This window comes from Devosia sp. (assembly GCF_014860165.1).
Classification (GTDB): domain Bacteria; phylum Pseudomonadota; class Alphaproteobacteria; order Rhizobiales; family Devosiaceae; genus Devosia.
On sequence record NZ_JACZKG010000070.1, the window covers coordinates 1 to 20,312 of the forward strand.

Annotated in this window: 18 protein-coding genes and 1 other annotated feature; of the genes, 6 read left to right on the forward strand and 12 right to left on the reverse strand. The window is 64.0% G+C overall.

Annotated elements, in window-relative coordinates:
• Positions 1-376 precede the first annotated feature (376 nt).
• The 4 genes from IH615_RS16915 to IH615_RS16930 all read right to left on the reverse strand — a co-directional run bounded on the left by IH615_RS16915 (position 377) and on the right by IH615_RS16930 (position 7,191).
• A complete protein-coding gene (locus tag IH615_RS16915) occupies positions 377-658 on the reverse strand; it encodes a GlsB/YeaQ/YmgE family stress response membrane protein (RefSeq protein WP_291363650.1) in 282 nt (93 codons plus the stop codon).
• Positions 659-1,194: 536 nt separating this feature from the next.
• Entirely contained in the window at positions 1,195-1,545 is a 351-nt protein-coding gene (locus tag IH615_RS16920; RefSeq protein ID WP_291363652.1) for a hypothetical protein, read from the reverse strand.
• Between the two features lie 367 nt (positions 1,546-1,912).
• Positions 1,913-5,371: a DNA polymerase III subunit alpha gene (gene dnaE / locus IH615_RS16925; protein WP_291363654.1), complete on the reverse strand. Its 3,459-nt coding sequence runs from the start codon at positions 5,369-5,371 to the stop codon at positions 1,913-1,915.
• 338 nt (positions 5,372-5,709) lie between these two features.
• A complete protein-coding gene (locus tag IH615_RS16930) occupies positions 5,710-7,191 on the reverse strand; it encodes a SulP family inorganic anion transporter (protein ID WP_291363656.1) in 1,482 nt (493 codons plus the stop codon).
• Between the two features lie 56 nt (positions 7,192-7,247).
• Positions 7,248-7,304: a sequence feature (sul1 is cis-regulatory element that is thought to sense ions involved in sulfur or methionine metabolism; They are found in Alphaproteobacteria), on the reverse strand.
• Between the two features lie 130 nt (positions 7,305-7,434).
• On the opposite strand from IH615_RS16930, the gene IH615_RS16935 reads away from it, so the two are divergent.
• The 3 genes from IH615_RS16935 to IH615_RS16945 all read left to right on the forward strand — a co-directional run bounded on the left by IH615_RS16935 (position 7,435) and on the right by IH615_RS16945 (position 10,128).
• Positions 7,435-8,088 carry a DUF1275 family protein gene (locus tag IH615_RS16935; RefSeq protein ID WP_291363658.1) on the forward strand — a complete coding sequence of 218 codons (654 nt, stop codon included), beginning with the start codon at positions 7,435-7,437 and terminating at the stop codon, positions 8,086-8,088.
• A gap of 203 nt (positions 8,089-8,291) precedes the next feature.
• Entirely contained in the window at positions 8,292-8,759 is a 468-nt protein-coding gene (locus tag IH615_RS16940; protein ID WP_291363661.1) for a DUF3237 domain-containing protein, read from the forward strand.
• Positions 8,760-8,829: 70 nt separating this feature from the next.
• Positions 8,830-10,128 carry a flavin-dependent oxidoreductase gene (locus IH615_RS16945; protein WP_291363664.1) on the forward strand — a complete coding sequence of 433 codons (1,299 nt, stop codon included), beginning with the start codon at positions 8,830-8,832 and terminating at the stop codon, positions 10,126-10,128.
• Between the two features lie 59 nt (positions 10,129-10,187).
• On the opposite strand, the gene clpA is transcribed toward IH615_RS16945, so the two are convergent.
• Both clpA and clpS read right to left on the reverse strand, forming a co-directional pair.
• The gene (clpA, locus tag IH615_RS16950; RefSeq protein WP_291363665.1) at positions 10,188-12,527 is read right to left on the reverse strand and encodes an ATP-dependent Clp protease ATP-binding subunit ClpA; all 2,340 of its coding nucleotides are present in this window, start codon (positions 12,525-12,527) and stop codon (positions 10,188-10,190) included.
• A gap of 9 nt (positions 12,528-12,536) precedes the next feature.
• Complete coding sequence (clpS, locus tag IH615_RS16955) at positions 12,537-12,992, reverse strand: ATP-dependent Clp protease adapter ClpS (protein ID WP_291363667.1); 456 nt, start codon at positions 12,990-12,992, stop codon at positions 12,537-12,539.
• Between the two features lie 171 nt (positions 12,993-13,163).
• Between clpS and IH615_RS16960 the strand changes: the two genes are divergently transcribed.
• From IH615_RS16960 to IH615_RS16970, 3 genes are all read left to right on the forward strand, one after another.
• On the forward strand, positions 13,164-13,463 hold the full coding sequence (locus IH615_RS16960; RefSeq protein ID WP_291363669.1) for a GIY-YIG nuclease family protein: 300 nt from the start codon (positions 13,164-13,166) through the stop codon (positions 13,461-13,463).
• A gap of 262 nt (positions 13,464-13,725) precedes the next feature.
• Positions 13,726-15,330: a serine hydrolase gene (locus IH615_RS16965; protein WP_291363671.1), complete on the forward strand. Its 1,605-nt coding sequence runs from the start codon at positions 13,726-13,728 to the stop codon at positions 15,328-15,330.
• 81 nt (positions 15,331-15,411) lie between these two features.
• Positions 15,412-15,687 carry a hypothetical protein gene (locus tag IH615_RS16970; protein WP_291363673.1) on the forward strand — a complete coding sequence of 92 codons (276 nt, stop codon included), beginning with the start codon at positions 15,412-15,414 and terminating at the stop codon, positions 15,685-15,687.
• On the opposite strand, the gene IH615_RS16975 is transcribed toward IH615_RS16970, so the two are convergent.
• The 6 genes from IH615_RS16975 to IH615_RS17000 all read right to left on the reverse strand — a co-directional run bounded on the left by IH615_RS16975 (position 15,684) and on the right by IH615_RS17000 (position 20,207).
• Positions 15,684-16,586, reverse strand: a complete 903-nt coding sequence (locus IH615_RS16975; protein WP_291363675.1) for a division plane positioning ATPase MipZ — start codon at positions 16,584-16,586, stop codon at positions 15,684-15,686. The genes IH615_RS16970 and IH615_RS16975 overlap by 4 nt on opposite strands.
• Positions 16,587-16,685: 99 nt before the next feature.
• Entirely contained in the window at positions 16,686-17,531 is an 846-nt protein-coding gene (locus tag IH615_RS16980; RefSeq protein WP_291363677.1) for a division plane positioning ATPase MipZ, read from the reverse strand.
• Between the two features lie 81 nt (positions 17,532-17,612).
• Positions 17,613-18,311, reverse strand: coding sequence for a DnaJ domain-containing protein (locus tag IH615_RS16985; RefSeq protein WP_291363679.1), 699 nt, complete (start codon positions 18,309-18,311; stop codon positions 17,613-17,615).
• Positions 18,308-19,030 (reverse strand): VWA domain-containing protein, encoded by a 723-nt coding sequence (locus tag IH615_RS16990; protein ID WP_291363681.1) that lies wholly within the window; start codon positions 19,028-19,030, stop codon positions 18,308-18,310. The genes IH615_RS16985 and IH615_RS16990 overlap by 4 nt, the downstream gene beginning before the upstream one ends.
• A gap of 77 nt (positions 19,031-19,107) precedes the next feature.
• Complete coding sequence (locus tag IH615_RS16995) at positions 19,108-19,533, reverse strand: DUF1489 domain-containing protein (RefSeq protein ID WP_291363683.1); 426 nt, start codon at positions 19,531-19,533, stop codon at positions 19,108-19,110.
• A complete protein-coding gene (locus tag IH615_RS17000) occupies positions 19,530-20,207 on the reverse strand; it encodes a glutathione S-transferase family protein (RefSeq protein WP_291363685.1) in 678 nt (225 codons plus the stop codon). Before IH615_RS17000 ends, IH615_RS16995 begins: the two co-directional genes overlap by 4 nt.
• Positions 20,208-20,312: the final 105 nt, after the last annotated feature.

Here is a 20,312-nt window from a genome sequence, read left to right on the forward strand (position 1 = left end):
CCCTTGATCCCGCCCCTCAAGGGGAGGGAGACGACTGCGAGATTTGCACACCGCACGCTTTCGCCACCGCGCGACCCCAAGGAATGCTCACGCACCTGTTAGGGAACCGCACCTACCCCTGTGCGCATTATCCTTGCATAGACCCGCGCCAGCACGCGGGGCCCAGGGTGAAAGCCCCCAAATGCGAGGGAGGATGGGCCAAAAACTCGCCTCCCCCGCGCTTCTTTTGGCCAACGCGCGGCAAGCTTGTCCCATGTCGAATGAGTGCCCGTCGTTGCCACCCGTAAAGCGATGCGGCTTGTGGAACGGCTTCGGTTCTGAAACCGAGTAGGCAAACGGGCCGACTGCCAGAAGGCAGCCGACCGGATTTTTCATGTCAACGGCGCCAGAAGCCCCGGCCACCGCGACGCACCAGCCCCAAGACGACAAGCAGCAGGATCGCTCCCACGGTTGCATTGACAATCGACGCGACGATGCCGCTCCCAAGGATGATTCCAAGCTGTGGTAACAACCAGCTGCCGATCAGTGCCCCGACTATGCCGACTGCGATGTTGCCCAAGATACCGAAGCCGTAGCCACGAACGATCTGGCCAGCAAGCCACCCAGCGACCGCCCCCACCAAGAGGATGATCAACAGGCTTTCCGTGCTCAATTGCATTTTGTAGCTCCAGCGCCGAATGACGCCCTGCGGACGCTATAGACTCGCGAGTGTGAGGTCTATGATTGAGGCGGCTCCCCATCGCTTCCCAACGACGCATCCGCGAGCGGACGTGGGGCCAGGGTGAAAGCGCCCAAATGCGAAGGAGGAAGGGCCAGAAGCTCGCCTCCCCGCGCTTCTTTGGCGTGGCATGAATGCCCAATCAGACATGACCGATTTGGGGTGGATAGCGGCCATGCCGATAACCAACGGCTGACGGCAGCTTCGCGCCAGAAGCAGTCGCAGAACGCCGCCCCGTCACTCACCTACGTTCACACTCGCCCAGCGCGGGGGTGTGGTTCGTTATCAAGGATGCTGGCTCAAGTTGGGCCGGTTAGCGCACGAGGCCCCTCAGACACTCTAGCGCAGTCGAACCGCCGTCGGACTAGGCAAGGCGATCAGGGACGGCAGGGGACAAGTGCATACACGCGCGTGGCCGCCTTTCGCGACGTTCTAACCGAGGTCTCAAGAAACAATCCCAGCTCAACTGCCGGTGGTCACCTAGTTGGTCGCCTTAAGACCGAATGGGAATTGAGGACGCCGTTCGTCCCGCCAACGTCGAGAGTTGTGAGGTCAACGGTGTTGGGCTTTTTGATCCTCTTGCCGTTCGCGTCGAGTATGTAGTTGCCGTTCTCGTCGACTAGGTACTCGGCATCTGCGGTGTCTGAGACATCTGCGGTGTCTGCGGCATCTGCGGCGTCTGAGACGTCACCGGCATTTTCTCCGCCGTCATCACTACCACCGTCGCCGCCATCCTCCTGTGCGTAGGCCGGCGGGCTATGGGCGACCAAAAAGCTCGGAACCCCAAAGCCTATCATCAACATCATGAATGCACGCGACAGGCTCATGGCTTCGTTCCTAAACAAAAGGATGCGAGCTGAGACGACCACGGCCTCTCAACAATAGCAAGGACGTCCGGGGAACGTGATCCGCAGTTGTTCCGTATCCGGCACTTTGCCAGCCATGAACAGCAGTTCCGGCAGGCTAACTCTCCCACGTATGGCCGGGTACTACGCCCTTAAGTGCTTACGTCAGCATACCGAGAGCACAGCTCTTTCGCTGGCTGACAAGTTCGCCGCTCGCCGGAACACCGCGATCCCTGAGATTGCGGTATCCGATGCAGCGTCGTGAGTGGCTGCTTCGGGCCAAAAGCGGTCATCGCGGGACGAAACTCAAACGGCCGAAACGGGGTCGACTGCGGTCAAAGTCCACGCCTCAGTGCAGCCTCACATCCGTCACGCCATCCAGCGCCTTGATCCCGCCCGCGACTTCGGCGGTGATGCGATACGCCCCCGGCAGCTCGATCTCGTATTCCCTTGCCCCGCCATCCCTGATGACGACGAAGTTCACCCTGCCCTCGCCGCCCCGCTTGAGCTGGGCGTTGATGGAGCTGAGGGCCTTGGCGTCGGCGGCGAAGACCGTCAGGCGCCGTTCGATCGTGTCTTCGATGCCGTCGATGCGCTGGGCCGATAGCAGGCGCAGGCTGACGCCTTCGGCGCGCTCGTCGGCGCCCACCTGCAGGATCACCGACTTGCCCGGCGAGAGGATCGCGCCGAATTCGTTGATCTGTTCGGAAAAGGCGATGACCTCGAAGCTGCCGGACTGGTCTGACAGCGTCAGGATCATCATCGGCGTGCCCTTGCGGGTGCGCCGGTCCTGCCGTCCGCTGATCGTGCCCGCCAGCCGCCCGGCCGAGGCGCCATCCTTGACCGCCCGTTCGAAATCGCCCCAGCGCTGCACGCGCAGCTTCTCGAACAAATCCGAATAGGCATCGAGCGGATGCGCCGAGAGGTGGAAGCCGATGGCCGAGAGTTCCCGGTCGGCCCGCTCGGTGGTGGTCCAGGCCGGCACCCCCGCCGGCAGGCGCACCGGCTCGGGCTCGCCGATATCGAACATGTTCCACTGGCCCTCGTTGCGCTCATGGGTGAGCGACTGGGCCATGCCCATCACCGCCTCGATGGCGGCAAAGGCCACTTCGCGGCGCGGCACGATGGCGTCGAAGGCGCCGGCATTGACCAGCGTTTCCAGCGTCCGCTTGGAGAGAATGCGCGGATCGACCCTTCGGGCAAAGTCACCCAGATCCTTGAAGGGTTTGTCGCCCCGCGCCTCGACGATATGCTCGGCCACCTGCCGGCCGACGCCCTTGACGGCGCACAGACCATAGAGGATGCGCTTGTCCTTGACCGAGAACACCACCTGGGAGGTGTTCACGCAGGGCGCCACCAGCTCGATATTGTGGCGCTTGGCCTCGCTGCGGAACTCGGCCAGCTTGTCGGTATTGCCCATATCCAGGGTCATCGACGCCGCGAGGAATTCGTGTGGGTGATGCGCCTTGAGCCAGGCCGTCTGGTAGCTGACCAGCGCATAGGTCGCCGCATGGCTCTTGTTGAAGCCGTAATTGGCGAACTTGGCGAGCAGGTCGAAAATCGTGTCGGCCTGGCTCTGCTTGAGGCCGTGCTTGATGGCGCCGTCGCGGAAGCGCTCGCGCTGCGCATCCATCTCCGACTTGATCTTCTTGCCCATGGCGCGGCGCAGCATGTCGGCTTCGCCCAGCGAATAGCCCGACAGGAGCTGGGCGATCTGCATCACCTGCTCCTGGTAGACGATGATGCCATAGGTCTCGTCGAGCACCTTGGAGAGATCGGGATGGGGATACTCGACCTCTTCCCGGCCATGCTTGCGGTCGTTGAACAGCGGAATATTGTCCATCGGACCGGGGCGATAGAGCGCCACCAGCGCGATGATATCCTCGAAGCGGTCGGGCTTCATGTCGACCAGCGCCCGGCGCATGCCGGCGCCTTCGACCTGGAACACGCCGAACGTGTCGCCCTTTGCATAGAGGTCGTAGGTGGGCTTGTCGTCGATCGGGATATCCTCGATGCGGAGGTTCCCGCCATCGAGGTTCACCATCTCGACCGCATACTGCACCGTCGTCAGCGTCTTGAGGCCGAGGAAGTCGAACTTGACCAGGCCGGCCGCCTCGCTCCACTTCATGTTGTACTGGCAGACCGGCATGTCCGAGCGCGGATCGCGATAGAGCGGCGCCAGGTCCTGCAGCGGCCGGTCGCCGATGATGATGCCGGCGGCATGGGTCGAGGCGTGGCGGAACAGGCCCTCAAGATTGCGGGCAATGGCGACGAGGTCGGCCACCGTCTCGTCCTCGTCGGCCATGGCCTTGAAAGCCGGGACCTCGTTCATGGTCCGCTCGATGGACCATGGATCGGCCGGATTGGCCGGCACGAGCTTGCAGATGCGGTCCACCTGCCCATAGGGCATCTGCAGCACGCGGCCGACGTCGCGCAGCACGGCGCGCGCCTGCAGCGTTCCGAAGGTGATGATCTGCGCCACCTGCTCGGTGCCGTATTTGCGCTGCACATAGCGGATCACCTCTTCGCGGCGATCCTGGCAGAAGTCGATGTCGAAATCCGGCATCGACACGCGTTCCGGATTGAGGAAGCGTTCGAACAGGAGGTTATAGGCCAGCGGGTCGAGATCGGTGATGGTGGTGGCATAGGCCACCAGCGAGCCGGCGCCCGAGCCACGGCCCGGCCCCACTGGAATGCCCTGCGACTTGGACCAGCGGATGAAATCGGCCACGATGAGGAAGTAGCCGGGGAATTTCATCGAGGCGATGATGCCAAGCTCGAATTCCAGCCGCTCCCAATAGTCCTGCTCGCTCTTGCCGGGCGCCGTGCCAACAGTGGCGAGACGCGCCCGCAGCCCCTCCTCCGCCATTGCCCGCAGGGCATCGGCTTCGGCCTGCAGCGCGTCGACCTCGCTGAGATCGGGCGCGGCGGCGAATTTGGGCAGGATGGGACTGCGCGTCCGCGGCCGATAGGAAACGCGGCGGGCGATTTCCACGGTCGAATCGAGTGCTTCCGGAATGTCGGAGAACAGCTCCGTCATCTCCGCGCGGGTCTTGAAATAATACTGGTCGTTGAGCTTGCGGCGCTCGGTCTGCGCCAGCACCGTGCCGCCCGCAATGGCCAAGAGCGCGTCATGCGCCTCGAATTCCCTCGATGACTTGAAGAAGGGCTCGTTGGTGGCGACCAGCGGAATGCCCTTGCGATAGGCATAGTCGATCAGCCGCGGCTCCACGGCCGCTTCCTGCACCCGGCCATGCCGCTGCAATTCGATGTAGAAGCGGTCGCCGAAGAGCTCGGCCAGCCGATCGAGCCGCCTGATAGCATTGGCATCCTGCCCCTGGGCAAAGGCCATGTCGATGGCGCCCTCGGGCCCGCCGCTGAGGCAGATGAGGCCTTCGAGCCGCTCGCGCGTCAGCCAGTCGAGCCTGGCCCGCGCCGTGCCCGAGCCATCGCCCTCGAGGTAGGATTGCGACACCAGCCGCGACAGGTTGGCAAAGCCCGCTTCGGTCTGCGCCATGAGCACGACGCTGGATTTGCCGGCCCAGGCGACATGGCCGCGCTCGCTGATCCGCTCCTCGGCAGCGGCGAAATCCACCGCCAGCTCGACCCCGACCAGCGGCTGGATGCCCTTCTTGCTGGCCTTTTCGGAAAATTCCAGCGCCCCGAACAGATTGCCGGTATCGGCAATGCCCAGGGCCGGCTGACTGTCCTCCGCGGCCAGCTTGAGGATGGTCTCGAGCTGGAGGGCACCCTCCAGCAGCGAATAGGCAGAATGGACGTGAAGATGGAGGAAGCCGGGACCGTTCATGCATGACCTTTAGCATCAGCGCCGGGTGATCCCCACCTCACCGTGGGCGCAATCCACAACGGGATCGTCACACGAGTCGGGTGATCACATCCATCCAGGTGAGCGAGCCGATGGTGAAGGCCCCAAGCGTGACGAAGGCGGCGAAGTCCTTGATGAAAGTGAGCATCTGCATCTCCCGTGTTGCTATAATGTTCTTATAAGTTCGTCTTTTGTTCTTGTCGAGGGACAAGAGCGGGAACAGCGGGGATTGGGCCTGCGTGGTTAGCGAAGTGTTAGGAAATGTTCACGGAGCGTTAGCGTCGACGGGCCGCACGAGTGAATCGGCGGCCCGCCGGAGGTCAGTGACCCAGCACGATATCGGCATCGGCTTTCTGGTGGATGCCGAGATTGTCGACGATCGTGGCGCTGGCCTTGTTGAGGCCGCTGAGGGACACGTCCACCCCCTGCTTGCGGAACTTGAGCACCGCCTTGTCGATGCTGGCGACGCTGGAAATGTCCCAGATATGGGCATGGGTCAGGTCGATGATCACGCGGCTGACCTTCTCGTTGAAATCGAAGGCCGCCATGAACTGCTCGGCGGACGCGAAGAACAACTGGCCCTGCACGTGATAGACACGCACCTTGCCGTCCTCGCTCAGTTCCTTGCGGACGTCGAAGATCTGAGAAATCTTCCAGGCGAAGAACACGCCGGACAGCAGCACCCCCACCAGCACACCGATGGCCAGGTTATGCGTCCCCACCACGAAGGCGACCGTGGAGAGCATGACGAAGGAGGAGCTGCGCGGATGCTCGCGCAGATTGAGGATCGAGCGCCAGTCGAAGGTGCCGATCGACACCATGATCATGACGGCGACCAGCGCCGGCATGGGAATGATGCGCAGCAGATCGCCCAGCAGCACCATCAGGACCAGCAGGTAGCCCCCCGCGAGGAAGGTCGAGAGCCGCCCGCGTCCACCCGAGGCGACATTGATGCCCGATTGGCCGATCATGGCGCAGCCCGCCATGCCGCCGAAAAAGGCAGAGGCGATGTTGGCCATGCCCTGCCCCAGACTTTCCTGGCGCTTGTCGCTCGAGGTGTCCGTCGCCTCATCGACGATCTGCGCCGTCATCAGCGATTCCAGCAGACCCACCGCCGCCACGGCGACGGCGTAGGGCAGGATTATCCAGAGCATGTCGAGACTTAGCGGCACCTGCGGAATCAGAAGTTCAGGCAGCGAGCGCGGCAGCTCGCCCATCTGTCCGACGGTATGGACATCGAAGCCCCAATACCAGGCAGCGAGGGTGAGCACGATGATGGCCACCAGCGGCGACGGCACCAGGGTGGTAATGCGGGGAAACAGGTAGATGATGGCAAGGGCGGCAGCGAGCAGCGGATAGGTCATCCACGGCACGCCGATCAGCTCGGGCAATTGCGCCATGAAGATCAAGATCGCCAGCGCATTGACGAAGCCGGTCATCACCGACTTCGAGACAAAGCGCATGACCCGGTGCAGGTTGAGCCAGCCAGCGAGCAGTTGCAGCAACCCGGCCAAGATGGTGGCGGCCAGCAGATATTGCAGGCCATGGTCGCGCACCAGCGACCCCATCAGCACCGCGGTTGCCGCCGTGGCGGCCGAGATCATCGCCGGACGGCCGCCCACGAAGGAAATGACAATGGCGATGACCACGGAGGCATAGAGCCCCACCTTGGGATCGACGCCTGCAATGATGGAAAAGGCGATGGCCTCGGGAACAAGTGCCAGCGCCACCACGAGGCCGGACAGGGCATCGCCCCTGATATTGCCGAACCACTCGCGGCGGTATTGGTCGAGATTGAACATGGATGAAACCCAACAGGCATCCCGCGCGGCAACGCACATCAGCGGAAGCGATTAGTTGGTGACCGGGGGATAGGCGCCCGGAGAAGCCACCCGGGACAGGGCCCGAGTCCGACGAAGGCCCTCCTGATGACGGCATGCAGCCAAAAAATCAACCGCCAAAACCGCATGGCCCGCGCCCACCCGCACGAGCGGCTTGCGCAGCGGCGACAGACTCGCTCAATGTCGGCCAACCCCGGAGCCGCGATGACGCCCACCCCTCAACTCAGCCTTGGCCTGTTGCTGACGGGCGCCGCCGGATTCGTCGATGTGGTGGGCTTCATCGAGCTGGGCGGCCACTTCACCTCGTTCATGAGCGGCAACATCACCCAGCTGGGCGATGCGCTGGCGCTGGGCGCCTGGCCAGTGGCGCGGATCACCGCCTCGCTGGTGGTCTTGTTCCTGCTCGGCAGCATTGCGGGGTCCACCCTGGCCTTGATGGCCGGCCCGCGCTGGGGCTCGGCCGCCGTGACCGGCCTCGTCGTGGCCACCTTCACCCTCACGCTCGTCCTGGCTTTTTTGGGCTTTTCACCCAACCAGTTCATGCTGACCATGGCCGCAGGCGCCGGCGCCCAGAACGCCATCCTGCCCTCGACAGGCTCGGTGCGCCTGGGCACCACTTTCGTCACCGGCACATTGTTCGCCACCGGCCAGGACCTAGCCCGCGCCATCTACCGCCTCGCCCCACCCTGGCGCTGGGCCCAGCACCTGCTGGTGTGGCTATCGCTACTGCTGGGCGGATTGCTGGGGGGCTTGGGCTACCGGGTGATGGGGATCAACGTACTGCTGGTCCCGGGCGCGGTCTATCTGGGGTTTCTGGTGGCGTTTGTGGTTCGGCGGCCGAGCAAGGTCGTGCCTTAGTTGGTCTGGTTCGGTTCTCCGCTAGATCGGCGCTCGCTGGTTTCCTTAGCGAAGTAGCGCCCCAATGGATTTCCCGTCACCTTCTTGCAATGGGCCTTCACTGATCCGCGAATACGGCTGGCGGCGCGTGCCTTCCCCTACCCGCCCGGGCATTGCCGCGCCGCGATGGGGACGCTAGGTTCCGGGCTTTCCTGGGGGGATAGATGCTGGATCTCAAAACGCCTGAGCTGCAGCCTTTCTGTACGCTGGAGGTCGAAGTCGGGACCGTGCGGAGCCTCGGAATGGGGCGGCTCGGCCAGCGGCGCATCATTCCCATCACGGGCGGCCGGGTCAGCGGTCCGCGCGTCAGTGGCAGGATACTGCCGGGGGGCGCGGACTGGATGACCACGACCCACGACGGCGTGTCGCTGATGGAAGCCCGCTATGCGTTCGAAACCGATGACGGGGCGATCATCGAGATCATCGACCAAGGCTTCCGCCACGGACCCGAAGCCGTGATGCGCAGCCTCGTGGCCGGGGAGGCCGTGTCGCCTGACGATTACTACATGCGCTCCACCATCCGGCTCGAGACGGGCCACCCGGCCTACGCCTTTGTCAACCGGATGGTCTTTGTCGGGACTGGCGCCAAGACGGCGACCGGGGTCCAGGTCAACATCTATGCCGTCGCATGACGCGGGCGTTGGACTTGGTCCAGCGGCTCGTCTATGACCGTTATGAAACATAACAATTGGGCGGGGGAACGTGTCCGAACCACATGTCATCATAGCCGGCGGCGGTATCGGCGGCCTGGCAACGGCGCTCACGCTGCAACAGATCGGCGTCCCGTTCACGGTGTTCGAGTCGGTCCGCGAGCTTGCGCCGCTGGGCGTGGGCATCAACATTCAGCCCAATGCGGTGCGGGAGCTCTATGATCTCGGCATCGGGCCCGATCTGCTCGACACGGTCGGCATCCCGGCGCGGGAATGGGCGCTGGTCGGGCTGAACGGCAACGACGTCTATTCCGAGCCGCGCGGCCTGCTCGCCGGCTACAATTGGCCGCAATATGCGGTGCATCGCGGCCCGTTCCATATGCTGCTCCATCGGACCCTGGTGGAGCGCGCCGGCCCTGGTGTCGTCAAGCTCGGGCACAGGGTGACGGGCTACGAGAAGAATTCAGATGGGACGGTCACTGCACTCGTGCAAAAGGCCGACGGCACCCTGCTGCGCGAGAAGGGCACCCTGCTGCTCGCGGCGGACGGCATTCATTCCGCGATCCGCGCCACCATGCATCCCGACCAGCCGCCCATCCACTGGGGTGGCGCCATCATGTGGCGCGGCACCACACTGGCCAAACCGATCAGGACCGGCTCGTCTTTCGTCGGTCTCGGCACGCACCGGCATCGCGTCGTGTTCTATCCGATTTCCCATCCCGATCCCCAGACCGGGCTGGCCATGATCAACTGGATCGCCGAGCTGACCGTCGACGCCAACGAGGGGCGCAACACCAGCGGCTGGTTCAGGCCGGTCGCGGTCGAGGAATTTGCCCACCATTTCGCGGGCTGGACGTATGACTGGCTCGACGTGCCCGACCTGCTGGCGCGGTCGGACGTGGCCTATGAGAACCCCATGATCGACCGGGACCCGGTCTCCACCTGGCAGGATGGGCCGGTGGCGCTGATGGGTGATGCGGCACACGCCATGTATCCAACCGGCTCCAACGGCGCCAGCCAGGCCATCATGGATGCCCGCCATCTCGGGGCGGCCATGCTGGAGCATGGGGTGACGCCAGCGGCCCTGGCCGCCTACGACGCCAGGTTCTGCGGACCAATCTCGCAGCTTGTGCTGCGCAACCGGGGCGCCGGCCCGTTTGGTCTGCTCAATCTCGTCGACGAGCGCTGCGCGGGCAAATTCGACAATATCGACGATGTGGTGCCGCCCGACGAGCGCAACGCGTTCGTGGCCAAGTACAAGGCCGCAGCCGGTTTTGCGATTGAACAATTGAACAATGCCCGGCCCACCATCGCGGCTGGCGCAAGCGTGCGTTCGATGGTCGAGGCGTAACCGCACCGTTACGCAACGACCGCAGAAGCAAAAGGCCCGGATGCTCCGGGCCTTTGTTCTTAGCTCTTGTCCGCCGTCGCCTTGGGCTTCTTCGGCTTCGGCAAGGCCTTCGGCTTGGCCGGCCGCGGCGGCACCGCGATCAGTTCCAGCTTGGCCTCCGAACCCTCGCCGACCACCGCCACGGTGACCGTCCCGCCATTCACCAGTTCGCCGAACAGCACCTGATCGGCCAGCGGCTTCTTGATGTACTCCTGAATCACGCGACCCAGGGGACGGGCACCCATGCGTTCGTCATAGCCGCGTTCGGCCAGCCAATCGGCGGCCTCGGGCTGGAGGACGATGGTGACGCCGCGTTCGGCCAGTTGGCCTTCGAGCTGCAGCACGAACTTCTCGACCACGCGACGGACGACTTCCCGCGGCAACGGCGCGAAGGAGATGATCGCGTCGAGCCGATTGCGGAACTCGGGCGTGAACAGGCGGTTGATCGCCTCTTCGTCATCGCCCTGCTCGCGCTTGCGGCCGAAGCCGATCGGGCTCTTCTGCAGGTCCATGGCCCCGGCATTGGAGGTCATGATCAGGATGACATTGCGGAAATCCACCGACTTGCCGTTGTGGTCGGTCAGCTTGCCGTGATCCATCACCTGCAACAGGATGTTGTAGAGGTCCGGATGGGCCTTCTCGATTTCGTCGAGCAGCACCACGCAATGCGGATGCTGGTCCACGCCATCGGTGAGGAGGCCCCCCTGGTCGAACCCGACATAGCCCGGCGGGGCGCCGATCAGGCGGCTGACCGTGTGGCGTTCCATGTATTCGGACATGTCGAAGCGCAACAGCTCCACGCCGAGCGTGTCGGCGAGCTGCTTGGCGACTTCGGTCTTGCCGACGCCGGTCGGGCCGGTGAAGAGATACGAGCCGATCGGCTTTTCCGGTTCGCGCAGGCCGGCACGGGCCAGCTTGATGGCCGATGACAGCGCGGTGATCGCCGCATCCTGGCCGAACACCACCGATTTGAGGCTGCGTTCCAGCCCGCCCAGCAGTTCGGAATCGGACTTGGACACCGACTTTGGCGGGATGCGCGCGATCGTGGCGATGGTCGCCTCGATGTCCTCGACATCGATGACCTTCTTGCGCTTGTCCTCGGTCAGCAGCATCTGGCTGGCGCCCGTCTCGTCGAGCACGTCGATCGCCTTGTCGGGCAGCTTGCGGTCATTGATATACCGCGCGCTCAGTTCCACCGCCGCCTTGAGGGCATCGTCGGTGAACTTGATCTTGTGGAACTCTTCGTAATAGGGGCGCAGGCCACGGATGATCTCGATGGCATCAGGGATCGACGGCTCATTGACGTCGATCTTTTGGAAACGACGCACCAGGGCCCGGTCCTTCTCGAAGAACTGGCGATATTCCTTGTAGGTGGTCGAGCCGATGCAGCGGATCGCCCCGCTCGCCAGAGCGGGCTTGAGCAGGTTCGACGCATCCAGCGCGCCGCCCGAGGTGGCGCCCGCACCAATCATGGTGTGGATCTCGTCGATGAACAGCACCGAATTGGGAAGCTTTTCGAGCTCCTTCATCACCGCCTTGAGGCGTTCCTCGAAGTCGCCGCGATAGCGTGTGCCGGCCAGCAGCGAGCCCATGTCGAGCGCATAGATGACCGCTTCCTTGAGCACTTCGGGCACGTCGCCCTCGACGATCTTGCGGGCCAGGCCCTCGGCGATGGCGGTCTTGCCCACGCCGGCATCGCCGACATAGATCGGGTTGTTCTTGGACCGGCGGCACAGCACCTGGATGGTGCGGCGCAGTTCGGCATCGCGGCCGATCAGCGGATCGATCTTGCCGGCCCGGGCCTTCTCGTTGAGGTTGACGCAGAAATCGGCCAAAGCCGAGCTCTTCTTGGCCTCGGCGCCGCCCTCGCCATGGTTCTCGCCGTCTTCGGCACCACGCACCTTGCGCTCCTCGCTGGGACCGGACTTGGTGATCCCGTGGCTGATGAAATTGACGGCGTCCAGCCGGCTCATGTCCTGCTGTTCGAGGAAATAGGCGGCATGGCTTTCGCGCTCGGCAAAGATGGCGACGAGCACATTGGCGCCCGTTACCTCTTCCCGACCGGACGACTGGACGTGAATGACGGCGCGCTGGATCACGCGCTGGAAGGCGGCGGTCGGCCGCGCATCCTGGCCGGACGCCACGATCAGGCTGTCCAGTTCTTCATTGATGAAATCTTCGAGGTCGCTCTTGAGCGCATCGATATCGACATCGCAGCCGGTCAGCACGGCGATCGTCTCGCGGTCGTCGGTCAGGGCCAGCAGCAGGTGTTCGAGCGTTGCGAACTCATGGTTGCGCTCACGCGCCAGGTTCATCGCCTGATGCAGAGCCTTTTCAAGTCCGCGGGAAAATGAGGGCATATGATGTTCCTATTGCTTTTCCATCACGCATTGCAGCGGATGCTGGTTCTTGCGTGCCGTATCCATGACGCGTGTGACCTTGGTCTCGGCCACTTCGTATGGATATACGCCGCACTCACCCACCCCCTTCTGGTGAACGTGCAGCATGATCTGCATGGCGTCTTCACGCGATTTGTTGAAGACATCCTGCAAGACCAGAACGACGAATTCCATCGGCGTGTAGTCGTCGTTGAGGAGCAGCACCCGGTAGAGATTCGGGCGCTTGGTCTTGGGACGGGTCTTGGTGATCGTCCCGGTCTCGGTGCTGCCTTTGCCATCCCCGCCCTTGCCAGGATCGTCCTCCTTGGGCCCCGCATGGGCGGGCACAGGCACCAGTCGCAGCGCGGCTGGGGCCTCATCGGTCAAAGCGAGGAGGTCATTGGCATACATGGGATACATCTGTCGTAGAGGAAAACGAAGCAGCATGGTGAGGACCATTATGTAGGCAAAAGATCGCCGGTGTTAAGGGGCAATGGTTCTCGATTTTGTGAAGGGGTGACGAGGGGCTTAGCCCTGCCCCTTCCTCAACCACGGGGTCATTCCCGCGCAGGCGGGAATCTCCGTTGCCAAACGACGAACGCGCGCCAGCTTACCCTAATGGCGCCCTTCGGACGGTACTTTGTTTACATCCTCGCGAGCCGAAAGTACGGCGCGATCTATGTTGGCGTCACCGGCAATCTGATTGCCCGGACTTACGTCCATCGCGAGGACATCCTCGATGGCTTTTCGTCCCGTTACAAAACGCACTTGCTGGTCTTCTATGAGCAGCACAGGGACCCAATCGAGGCGATTACTCGGGAAAAGCGGATCAAGAAATGGCTTCGCCCATGGAAGATCCGGTTGATCGAGGAAAACAACCCGGAGTGGCGGGACCTCTACCCCGATCTGCTGGGATAGCCCCGGCAACGGAGATTCCCGCCTTCGCGGGAATGACCCGGTGGGTGTGCAGGGTCTTGGATCCCTCCACCCCCTCACCCATCCGTGACCACCTTTCCACACCCCCGCCTAAATCGCTCGCATTTTACGGAATGGTAACGGCGCGGGCCTATTCTCTCACGGATAGAGGACTGTTCGGGAGCGTGGGGCTCACCCGGATGGTCCACCCAGTTGTGTTGCGTACGGGCGCAGAAGCGCCCGAGAGTAAAGTTTGGAGTACCGGGTGGCTTCCCAGGCGAAATCCCCATGGCGCGTCGTGATCACTCGCGCCTTTGCCGCAATCGTCATCGCCCTCGCGGTCAGCGCTCATATGGCTGCGCCCGTCCAGGCCATCGAAAATCTCCGCAAATATGCCGGCATCGTGGTCGACGCCAAGTCGGGCCAGGTGCTCTATGAGGAAGCCGCAGACTCCAGGCGCTATCCGGCCTCGGTCGCCAAGGTGATGACGCTCTATGTGTTGTTCCAGGAGCTGAACGCCGGCAATCTCAAGCTGTCCACCAAGATGACCGTGTCGCGTCACGCCGCGGCCGCCGTGCCGACCAAGCTGGGCCTGCGCGCCGGGGCGGAAATCACCGTGGAAGACGCGATCAAGTCGCTGGTGACCCTGTCGGCCAATGACATGGCCCGCGTCATTGCCGAGCACATTTCAGGCACCGAATCCAAGTTCGCCGAGCGCATGACCGCCACCGCCCGTGCGCTGGGCATGCGCAACACCACCTATCGCAACGCCTCGGGCCTGCCCGATGGCGGCCAGGTCACCACTGTGCGCGACCAGGCGATCCTGGGCATCGCCATCTACCAGCACTTCCCGAGCTATTACGAATTCTTCCAGACCCGCAGCTTCAGCTACGGCAAGTCCACCTATGGCAACCACAACCGCGTGCTGGGCTATATGGGCGCCGTCGACGGCATCAAGACCGGCTATATCAACGCCGCCGGCTCCAATCTGTTGACCGCCGCCCGCAAGGATGGTCGCCACATCGTCGTGGTCGCCTTCGGCTTCAACTCGGCCGGCGCCCGTGACGAAAAGGTGCGCCAGCTCGTCGCCAATTACCTGCCGCAGAGCCGCCGTGGCGACTACCTGCAGACCGCCATGATCCCGGTGCCAGGCCGTCAGGGCAATGGTAACGTGCAGGTTGCCGTTGCCCAGCCCAGCCAGCCGATCTTCGTCATGCCCATGCCCCTGCCCGGCTTTCGCCTGGCGCAGCTGGTGGCCGCCAATGGCGCCCAGGCGCAGCCTGCCGCCATCCAGCCCATCCCCCAAATCGTGGTGGCCAGTGCCGCGCCGGCTCCGGCACCCATGCCGGCCGATCTGGGCCTGCAGCCGGCCGTACAGGCGGCCAACACTCTTGCCGCCCCGTCGCAGGCGCCGCAGCCGGCCTATCCCAGCCAGGACATCATCGGCGCCTGGCTCTCGGAGAGCTACAACCTGGGCGCGCCGCCTTCCGCCCTCGGCCAGACCGCGCCTTCCGCCCCGCTCGGCTTCCAGCCGCCGCCGGCCGATGTCGGCAACCCGCAGCAGGGTGGCCAGCCGGTCGACCTGATGACTTCAGGCGCTGTTCAGACCGCAGATGCCGGCATCACCCCCGGCTGGGTGGTGCAGATCGGCGCTGGTCCGTCCGAGGACAGCGCCCGCGCCATGCTCTCCGATGCTGCTGGCAAGGTCGGCACGCTCGGGGACTTCCGCTCCTATGTCGAGCGCTTCGAAAAGAACGGCCAGACCTTCTATCGCGCCCGCTTCATCGGCTTTGGCGGCCGCGACGATGCGACGGCCATGTGCAACCAGCTCAAGCAGCAGGATATGAGCTGCCTGGCCATGCAGAGCTAGGCCACGAGAAATAACGAGCCGACGCCTTCGAGCGCCGGCCACCCGGGGAAGCAAATTGGTGCCTGTGTTTGGAGTAGCCCAATGAGCGAAAATACTGCCCTTACCGAGCTGGCCAACTTTGTCGGCCGCTCCAGCCTCGCATCCGAGGACATGGCCGCGCGCAATCGCGTTCTGGCTGGCATTACCCAGCGCCTGCTGCCCAAAAAGCGCGGCGTCGGCGACCTGCTCGGCGTGGTGCTGGCCCTCTCGGCCCGCACAAGGCGCATGGTGCAGGAGCCGGTGACCATCGATATCGACGTCTTCGCACCCGGTGGCAGCCGGGCCGTCGATCTCATCTTCGGCAACCGCGACGCCTAAGGCTCGGTCTGCAACATGTGAATAAACCGCTGGGCGGAATCGCCCGGCTTCGGCGCCGCCAACTCCCTTCGCGCCGCCAATATCTCGCTGGTCGGCAGATGCAGCGCTGCCACCAGGCTTCGATATTCCTGCCGCGCACTCATATGCGACATGGACGGCAGCCCGCCCAGCAGATCATCGTCGAGCGGATCGAACACCGTCATCCCGGTGGGAAACAGCGACCTGAAGATCACCCGTTCGGCAATGCCTTCGGCCACCCGGCAGCCCAGTCGCAGGGCGATCCGCTCCAGCATGGTCTGCACCTGCCGCATGTTGCGCGACGACAGCATGGAGATGCGGTTGCGCACCAGCACCCAGTCGATGGTCTTGCCATCGATCGCCATGCGCTCGGAACGAGCGCGCTGCACCAGCCTTGCATAGTGGCTCATCTCGGTCGGCTCGCCCGTCACCGCATCGAACCGGGCCATGACATTGAGGTCGATCAGGCTGTCATTGACCGGTGTCACCAGCGTATCGGCCAGCGAATGCGCCAGCCGGGTCAGGTTGGTGTCAAAGCCCGGCGTATCGATGACCAGGAAATCGGCATCGTCTTCCACCTCGCCGATCGCCTGCCGGAACAGGTCGAACTCGGCGCGGTGGTTTTCGCGGATGGAATCGCCGCGCGACAGCGGCAGGTGGAAATGGGTGGTATGGGGAATGCTCAGCCCGCGGCTGCGCGCCCATTCGCGGCGGTTGCGCACATAATGCGTCAGCGTCTGCTGGCGGCTGTCCACATCGATGGACGCAACCTTGAAGCCCCCGTACAGCAAATGGATGGCCAGATGGAAGGCCGTGGTCGATTTGCCCGACCCACCCTTCTCATTGCCCACCACGATGACATGCACGCCCCGCCGAGCCATCGAACCACCTGCCTGCGCCTGGCGTGACTTTTCGGGGGTTCGACCGTCACAGGCAAGGTGCACAGGGTGAATATTTCGTTAATGGCTTAACGGGGCCGCCTAGGCCGAGAGCCGCACCGGCTCGGCGGCGCCATGCAGCGGCAGGTGCAGCGCGGCCACCAGGTTGCGATATTCCTGCCTTGCGCTGACATGGGACACCGACGAGGACTCGCCGCTCCCCTCCTCGTCCAGCGGATCGAACACGGTCGTCCCGCTGGCGAACAGCGAGCGGAATATGACGCGCTCGGCAATGCCATCGGCCATGCGGCAGCCGAAACGGGTGGCGATGCCCTCGAGCGTGGCATGGACCTGCCTGGCATTGCGGGAGGCCAGCATGGAAATGCGATTGCGCACCAGCACCCAGTCGATGCTCTCGCCACCCAGGGCCATGCGCTCGGACCGGGCCCGCTGCACCAGCCTTGCATAATGGCTGGTCTCGATCGGCAGCCCGCTTTCGGGATCGACCCGCGCCAGCACGTTGATGTCGATCAGGCTGTCATTGACCGGCGTCACCAGCGTATCGGCCAGCGAATGCGCCAGCCGGGTCAGGTTGGTGTCGAAGCCCGGCGTGTCGATGACCAGGAAATCCACCTTGTCCTCGACCTCGCCCACCGCACGGCGGAACACGTCGAACTCGGCCTTCTGGTTTTCCTTGATGGAATCGCCCCAGGCCGATGGCAGGTGAAAATGCAGCGGATTGGGCAGTGGGCGCCCGGTATCGCGCGTATGCGCGCGCCGGTTACGGACATAGTGCGTCAGTGTCTGCTGGCGGCCGTCGACGTCGATGGTGGCGACGCGGTACCCGGCATAGAGCAGGTAAATGGCCAGGTGGAAGGCCGTGGTCGACTTGCCGGACCCACCCTTCTCGTTCCCCACCACAATGACATGCGCACTGTCACGCGCCATCGCCGCCCCCCAAATCAGTGCATGCACCCTGGGTGCTAACAAGAGCCGCCATGGTTAACAGGGCATTAACGCCATGATGCCCTACGACTTGAGCAGCCGGTCCCGCGCCGCATTGATCTTGGCCGCGAGATAGCTCGAACCACCGTGATCGGGATGCACACCCTTCATGAGCTCGTGATGCGCGGCCCGGATTTCCGCGTCGCTGGCGCCCGGCTGCAGGCCGAGTATGGCATAGGCCTCGGCGTCGGAATCCTCTGGGGCACTTTCGGAGGCCGCGCCAGCCGCCGAGGTCTCGGCAAAATATTCGCGCCAGCCACTTCTATTGGCATCAAGCCAGCTTTCGAGCAGGCTCACACTATCGGGGTCGCCTTCGATTTCCGCGATCAGCTGGCGCGTATCCATCTCGCCCAGATCCATGAGGTCGGCGCCGGCGAACCGCCCCGCCAGCACCCGGCCAGCGACCGTGCCGGTATCGTGATCGAGCTCCATGGCAAAGTATCGGCTCTTGATGCGCGAGACATTGCCGGCCTGGGCCGTGACACTGTCGAACGAGAACGGCCCCAGCCGCCCATAGCGGAGCACCGAAAACGCGCCAGCGCCCACGAAGACGGCAATATCGAATCGCCGCGCCAGCAGCAGACCAACCGCCAGCAGCGCCGCGCCGCCGCCGACCGCCCAGCGCAGGCCGCGCATGAGCTGCCCCCGGCTGACGCCGCGCAGATATTGGTAGGCCGCCAAACCGGCCAGCAGCGCCACGCCGCCCAGAAAGAAATAGGTCATCGCGGCAATTGCGCCAGCAGCGCCTGCGCCTGGCCGCTGCCCTGGAGCTTGAGCAGGTCCCGGCCGCCGCTGGCATAGGCCGCCACCGCCTTGAGCAGCGCCGCCAGTTCCCCGGGCGCCGCGGCATCGAACCGCGCATAGGCGCCCTTGGTCAGCCGCGCAAATTCACGGAACGCCGCCTCGACCCTGCTGTCGCGCCCCTCCTGGAACACGAAGATCGGGCAGTTCAGCAGCCCCAGTTGCCCGGCCTTCTCGGCCAGGTCATCGACATTCTCCTCGATGGCGTCCCCGACATAGACCACGGCATTGATGCGCCTTTTGGCGTGCTCGGCCCGCGCATGGGCAAACACCTTGCCGATCTGGGTATTGCCACCGCGACAGTCGATCCCGGTCATCAGCCGCGCCAGCGCCCCGGCATCCAGCACCCATTTGGAGGCCCGGCATTCGCCGAAACCGCGAAAATACAGCAGCTGCACCTGGAGCGCGCTGTCCTTGGGAATGGCTTTGAACATCTCCGCCTGCAGCGAGCAGGCCAGGTCCCAGGTCGGCTGGCGGCTCATGGTGGCATCGAGCGCAAACAGCAGGCGCCCATCCTGCGCCGCATTGGGCCGCGCCATGGTGCCGACCTTCTTTACAAAAGCCGCAATATCGCCGCTGACCTTGCCCTGTTGAGGCAAGCCACTGGTCGTCGTCCGGGCAATCGGGTCTTTCTCCGCCATGGATTCAATATGTGGCGGCTGGGCATGGACGGCAAGGGCGGCTACTCTTCACCTCTCCCTTCGGGGCAGGTGAAGGCCTAGATCAGCCCCAGCTTCGCCAGGTCGGCCGCCAGCGCCAGCGACTCGGCGTTTTCATTCGCGCCCAGGTCGGGCGGCGCGTCTTCGGGCCGCAGGTAGCGCCAGCCCTGGAACGGTCGCTTGGGATAGGGCGCCGTGCGCACCATGTCGGGCGACATGATGATGTCGCAATAGTCGATGCCCTCGGCATTGGTGAACCGGGCCAGCCGCAGGATGGGCTGCCGGCACACCACCTGCCCCGCAATCACCCAGTAGATCGAGGCCTGCCCTTCCATCTCGGCGGCCCGCTTGGGCATCATCCGCGTCCGGTGGACATGCACGTCCTCGCCATAGTCGGCGTCCCACCAATGGGCCCGCTCGTCGCGATAGTCCTCGAGCTCCTGCAGGCTCGAGACCCCGACACAGAGCTTGATCATGTGGATCATACCAGCGTCCCCGGCTTGACCCGGCCCTGGATTACATCGATCTCGTCATCATCGACGATCCACGGCTCGTGCCGCGCCATGGCCAGCCACTCCTGGAAGGCAGGCAGGGCATAGATGGCGTCGACATAGCCCGTGGCTACATCGGACACCGGCAGCGCGTAGGTGCGGATGCGGGTCGCCACGGGGGCAAACATGGCGTCAGCCGCTGTGAAGGCGCCGAACAGGAACGGGCCGCCCGAACGGGTCAGCAACTCGCCCCACAGGGTTTCGAGACGATGCAGGTCCTTCACCACCGTGTCGACATTGACCTTGCCCGGATGGGAGGCGCGCAGATTCATCGGTGCGTGGCTGCGGAGCGCCTGGAACGCCGAATGCATCTCGGCCGCCGCCGCCCGCGCCAGCGCGCGCTCCCCGATATCGTCAGGCCAGATGGCCCGATCAGGGAACCTGTCCGCCACATACTCGATGATGGCGATGGTTTCGACGACCTTCAGTTCGCCATCCTCGAGCACCGGCACCTTGCCGGTCGGCGAGCGTTGCGCCAGCACATCGCGGAAACCCTCGCCCTGCAGCTGCAGCACCTCGTCCTCGAACGGAATGTCGAAGTGCTTCAGCACCAGCCAGGGGCGCAGCGACCACGACGAATAGTTCCGGTTGCCGATCAAGAGCTTCAAGGTCTGTCTCCCGGGAAAGAAGAAGGGCGCCCCTGTGGCCCGGGCGCCCTTCCGAATTGCTGTTAGTGAAGAACTCTAGCGTTTCAAACTAAACGCCAGCAACGA

Coding starts and splice junctions, on each gene's coding strand:
- IH615_RS16915 (WP_291363650.1), bottom strand. CDS start 658: ATGCAATTGAGCACGGAAAGCCTGTTGATCATCCTCTTGGTGGGGGCG.
- IH615_RS16920 (WP_291363652.1), bottom strand. CDS start 1,545: ATGAGCCTGTCGCGTGCATTCATGATGTTGATGATAGGCTTTGGGGTT.
- dnaE (WP_291363654.1), bottom strand. CDS start 5,371: ATGAACGGTCCCGGCTTCCTCCATCTTCACGTCCATTCTGCCTATTCG.
- IH615_RS16930 (WP_291363656.1), bottom strand. CDS start 7,191: ATGTTCAATCTCGACCAATACCGCCGCGAGTGGTTCGGCAATATCAGG.
- IH615_RS16935 (WP_291363658.1), top strand. CDS start 7,435: ATGACGCCCACCCCTCAACTCAGCCTTGGCCTGTTGCTGACGGGCGCC.
- IH615_RS16940 (WP_291363661.1), top strand. CDS start 8,292: ATGCTGGATCTCAAAACGCCTGAGCTGCAGCCTTTCTGTACGCTGGAG.
- clpA (WP_291363665.1), bottom strand. CDS start 12,527: ATGCCCTCATTTTCCCGCGGACTTGAAAAGGCTCTGCATCAGGCGATG.
- clpS (WP_291363667.1), bottom strand. CDS start 12,992: ATGCTGCTTCGTTTTCCTCTACGACAGATGTATCCCATGTATGCCAAT.
- IH615_RS16960 (WP_291363669.1), top strand. CDS start 13,164: ATGGCGCCCTTCGGACGGTACTTTGTTTACATCCTCGCGAGCCGAAAG.
- IH615_RS16970 (WP_291363673.1), top strand. CDS start 15,412: ATGAGCGAAAATACTGCCCTTACCGAGCTGGCCAACTTTGTCGGCCGC.
- IH615_RS16975 (WP_291363675.1), bottom strand. CDS start 16,586: ATGGCTCGGCGGGGCGTGCATGTCATCGTGGTGGGCAATGAGAAGGGT.
- IH615_RS16980 (WP_291363677.1), bottom strand. CDS start 17,531: ATGGCGCGTGACAGTGCGCATGTCATTGTGGTGGGGAACGAGAAGGGT.
- IH615_RS16985 (WP_291363679.1), bottom strand. CDS start 18,311: ATGACCTATTTCTTTCTGGGCGGCGTGGCGCTGCTGGCCGGTTTGGCG.
- IH615_RS16990 (WP_291363681.1), bottom strand. CDS start 19,030: ATGGCGGAGAAAGACCCGATTGCCCGGACGACGACCAGTGGCTTGCCT.
- IH615_RS16995 (WP_291363683.1), bottom strand. CDS start 19,533: ATGATCCACATGATCAAGCTCTGTGTCGGGGTCTCGAGCCTGCAGGAG.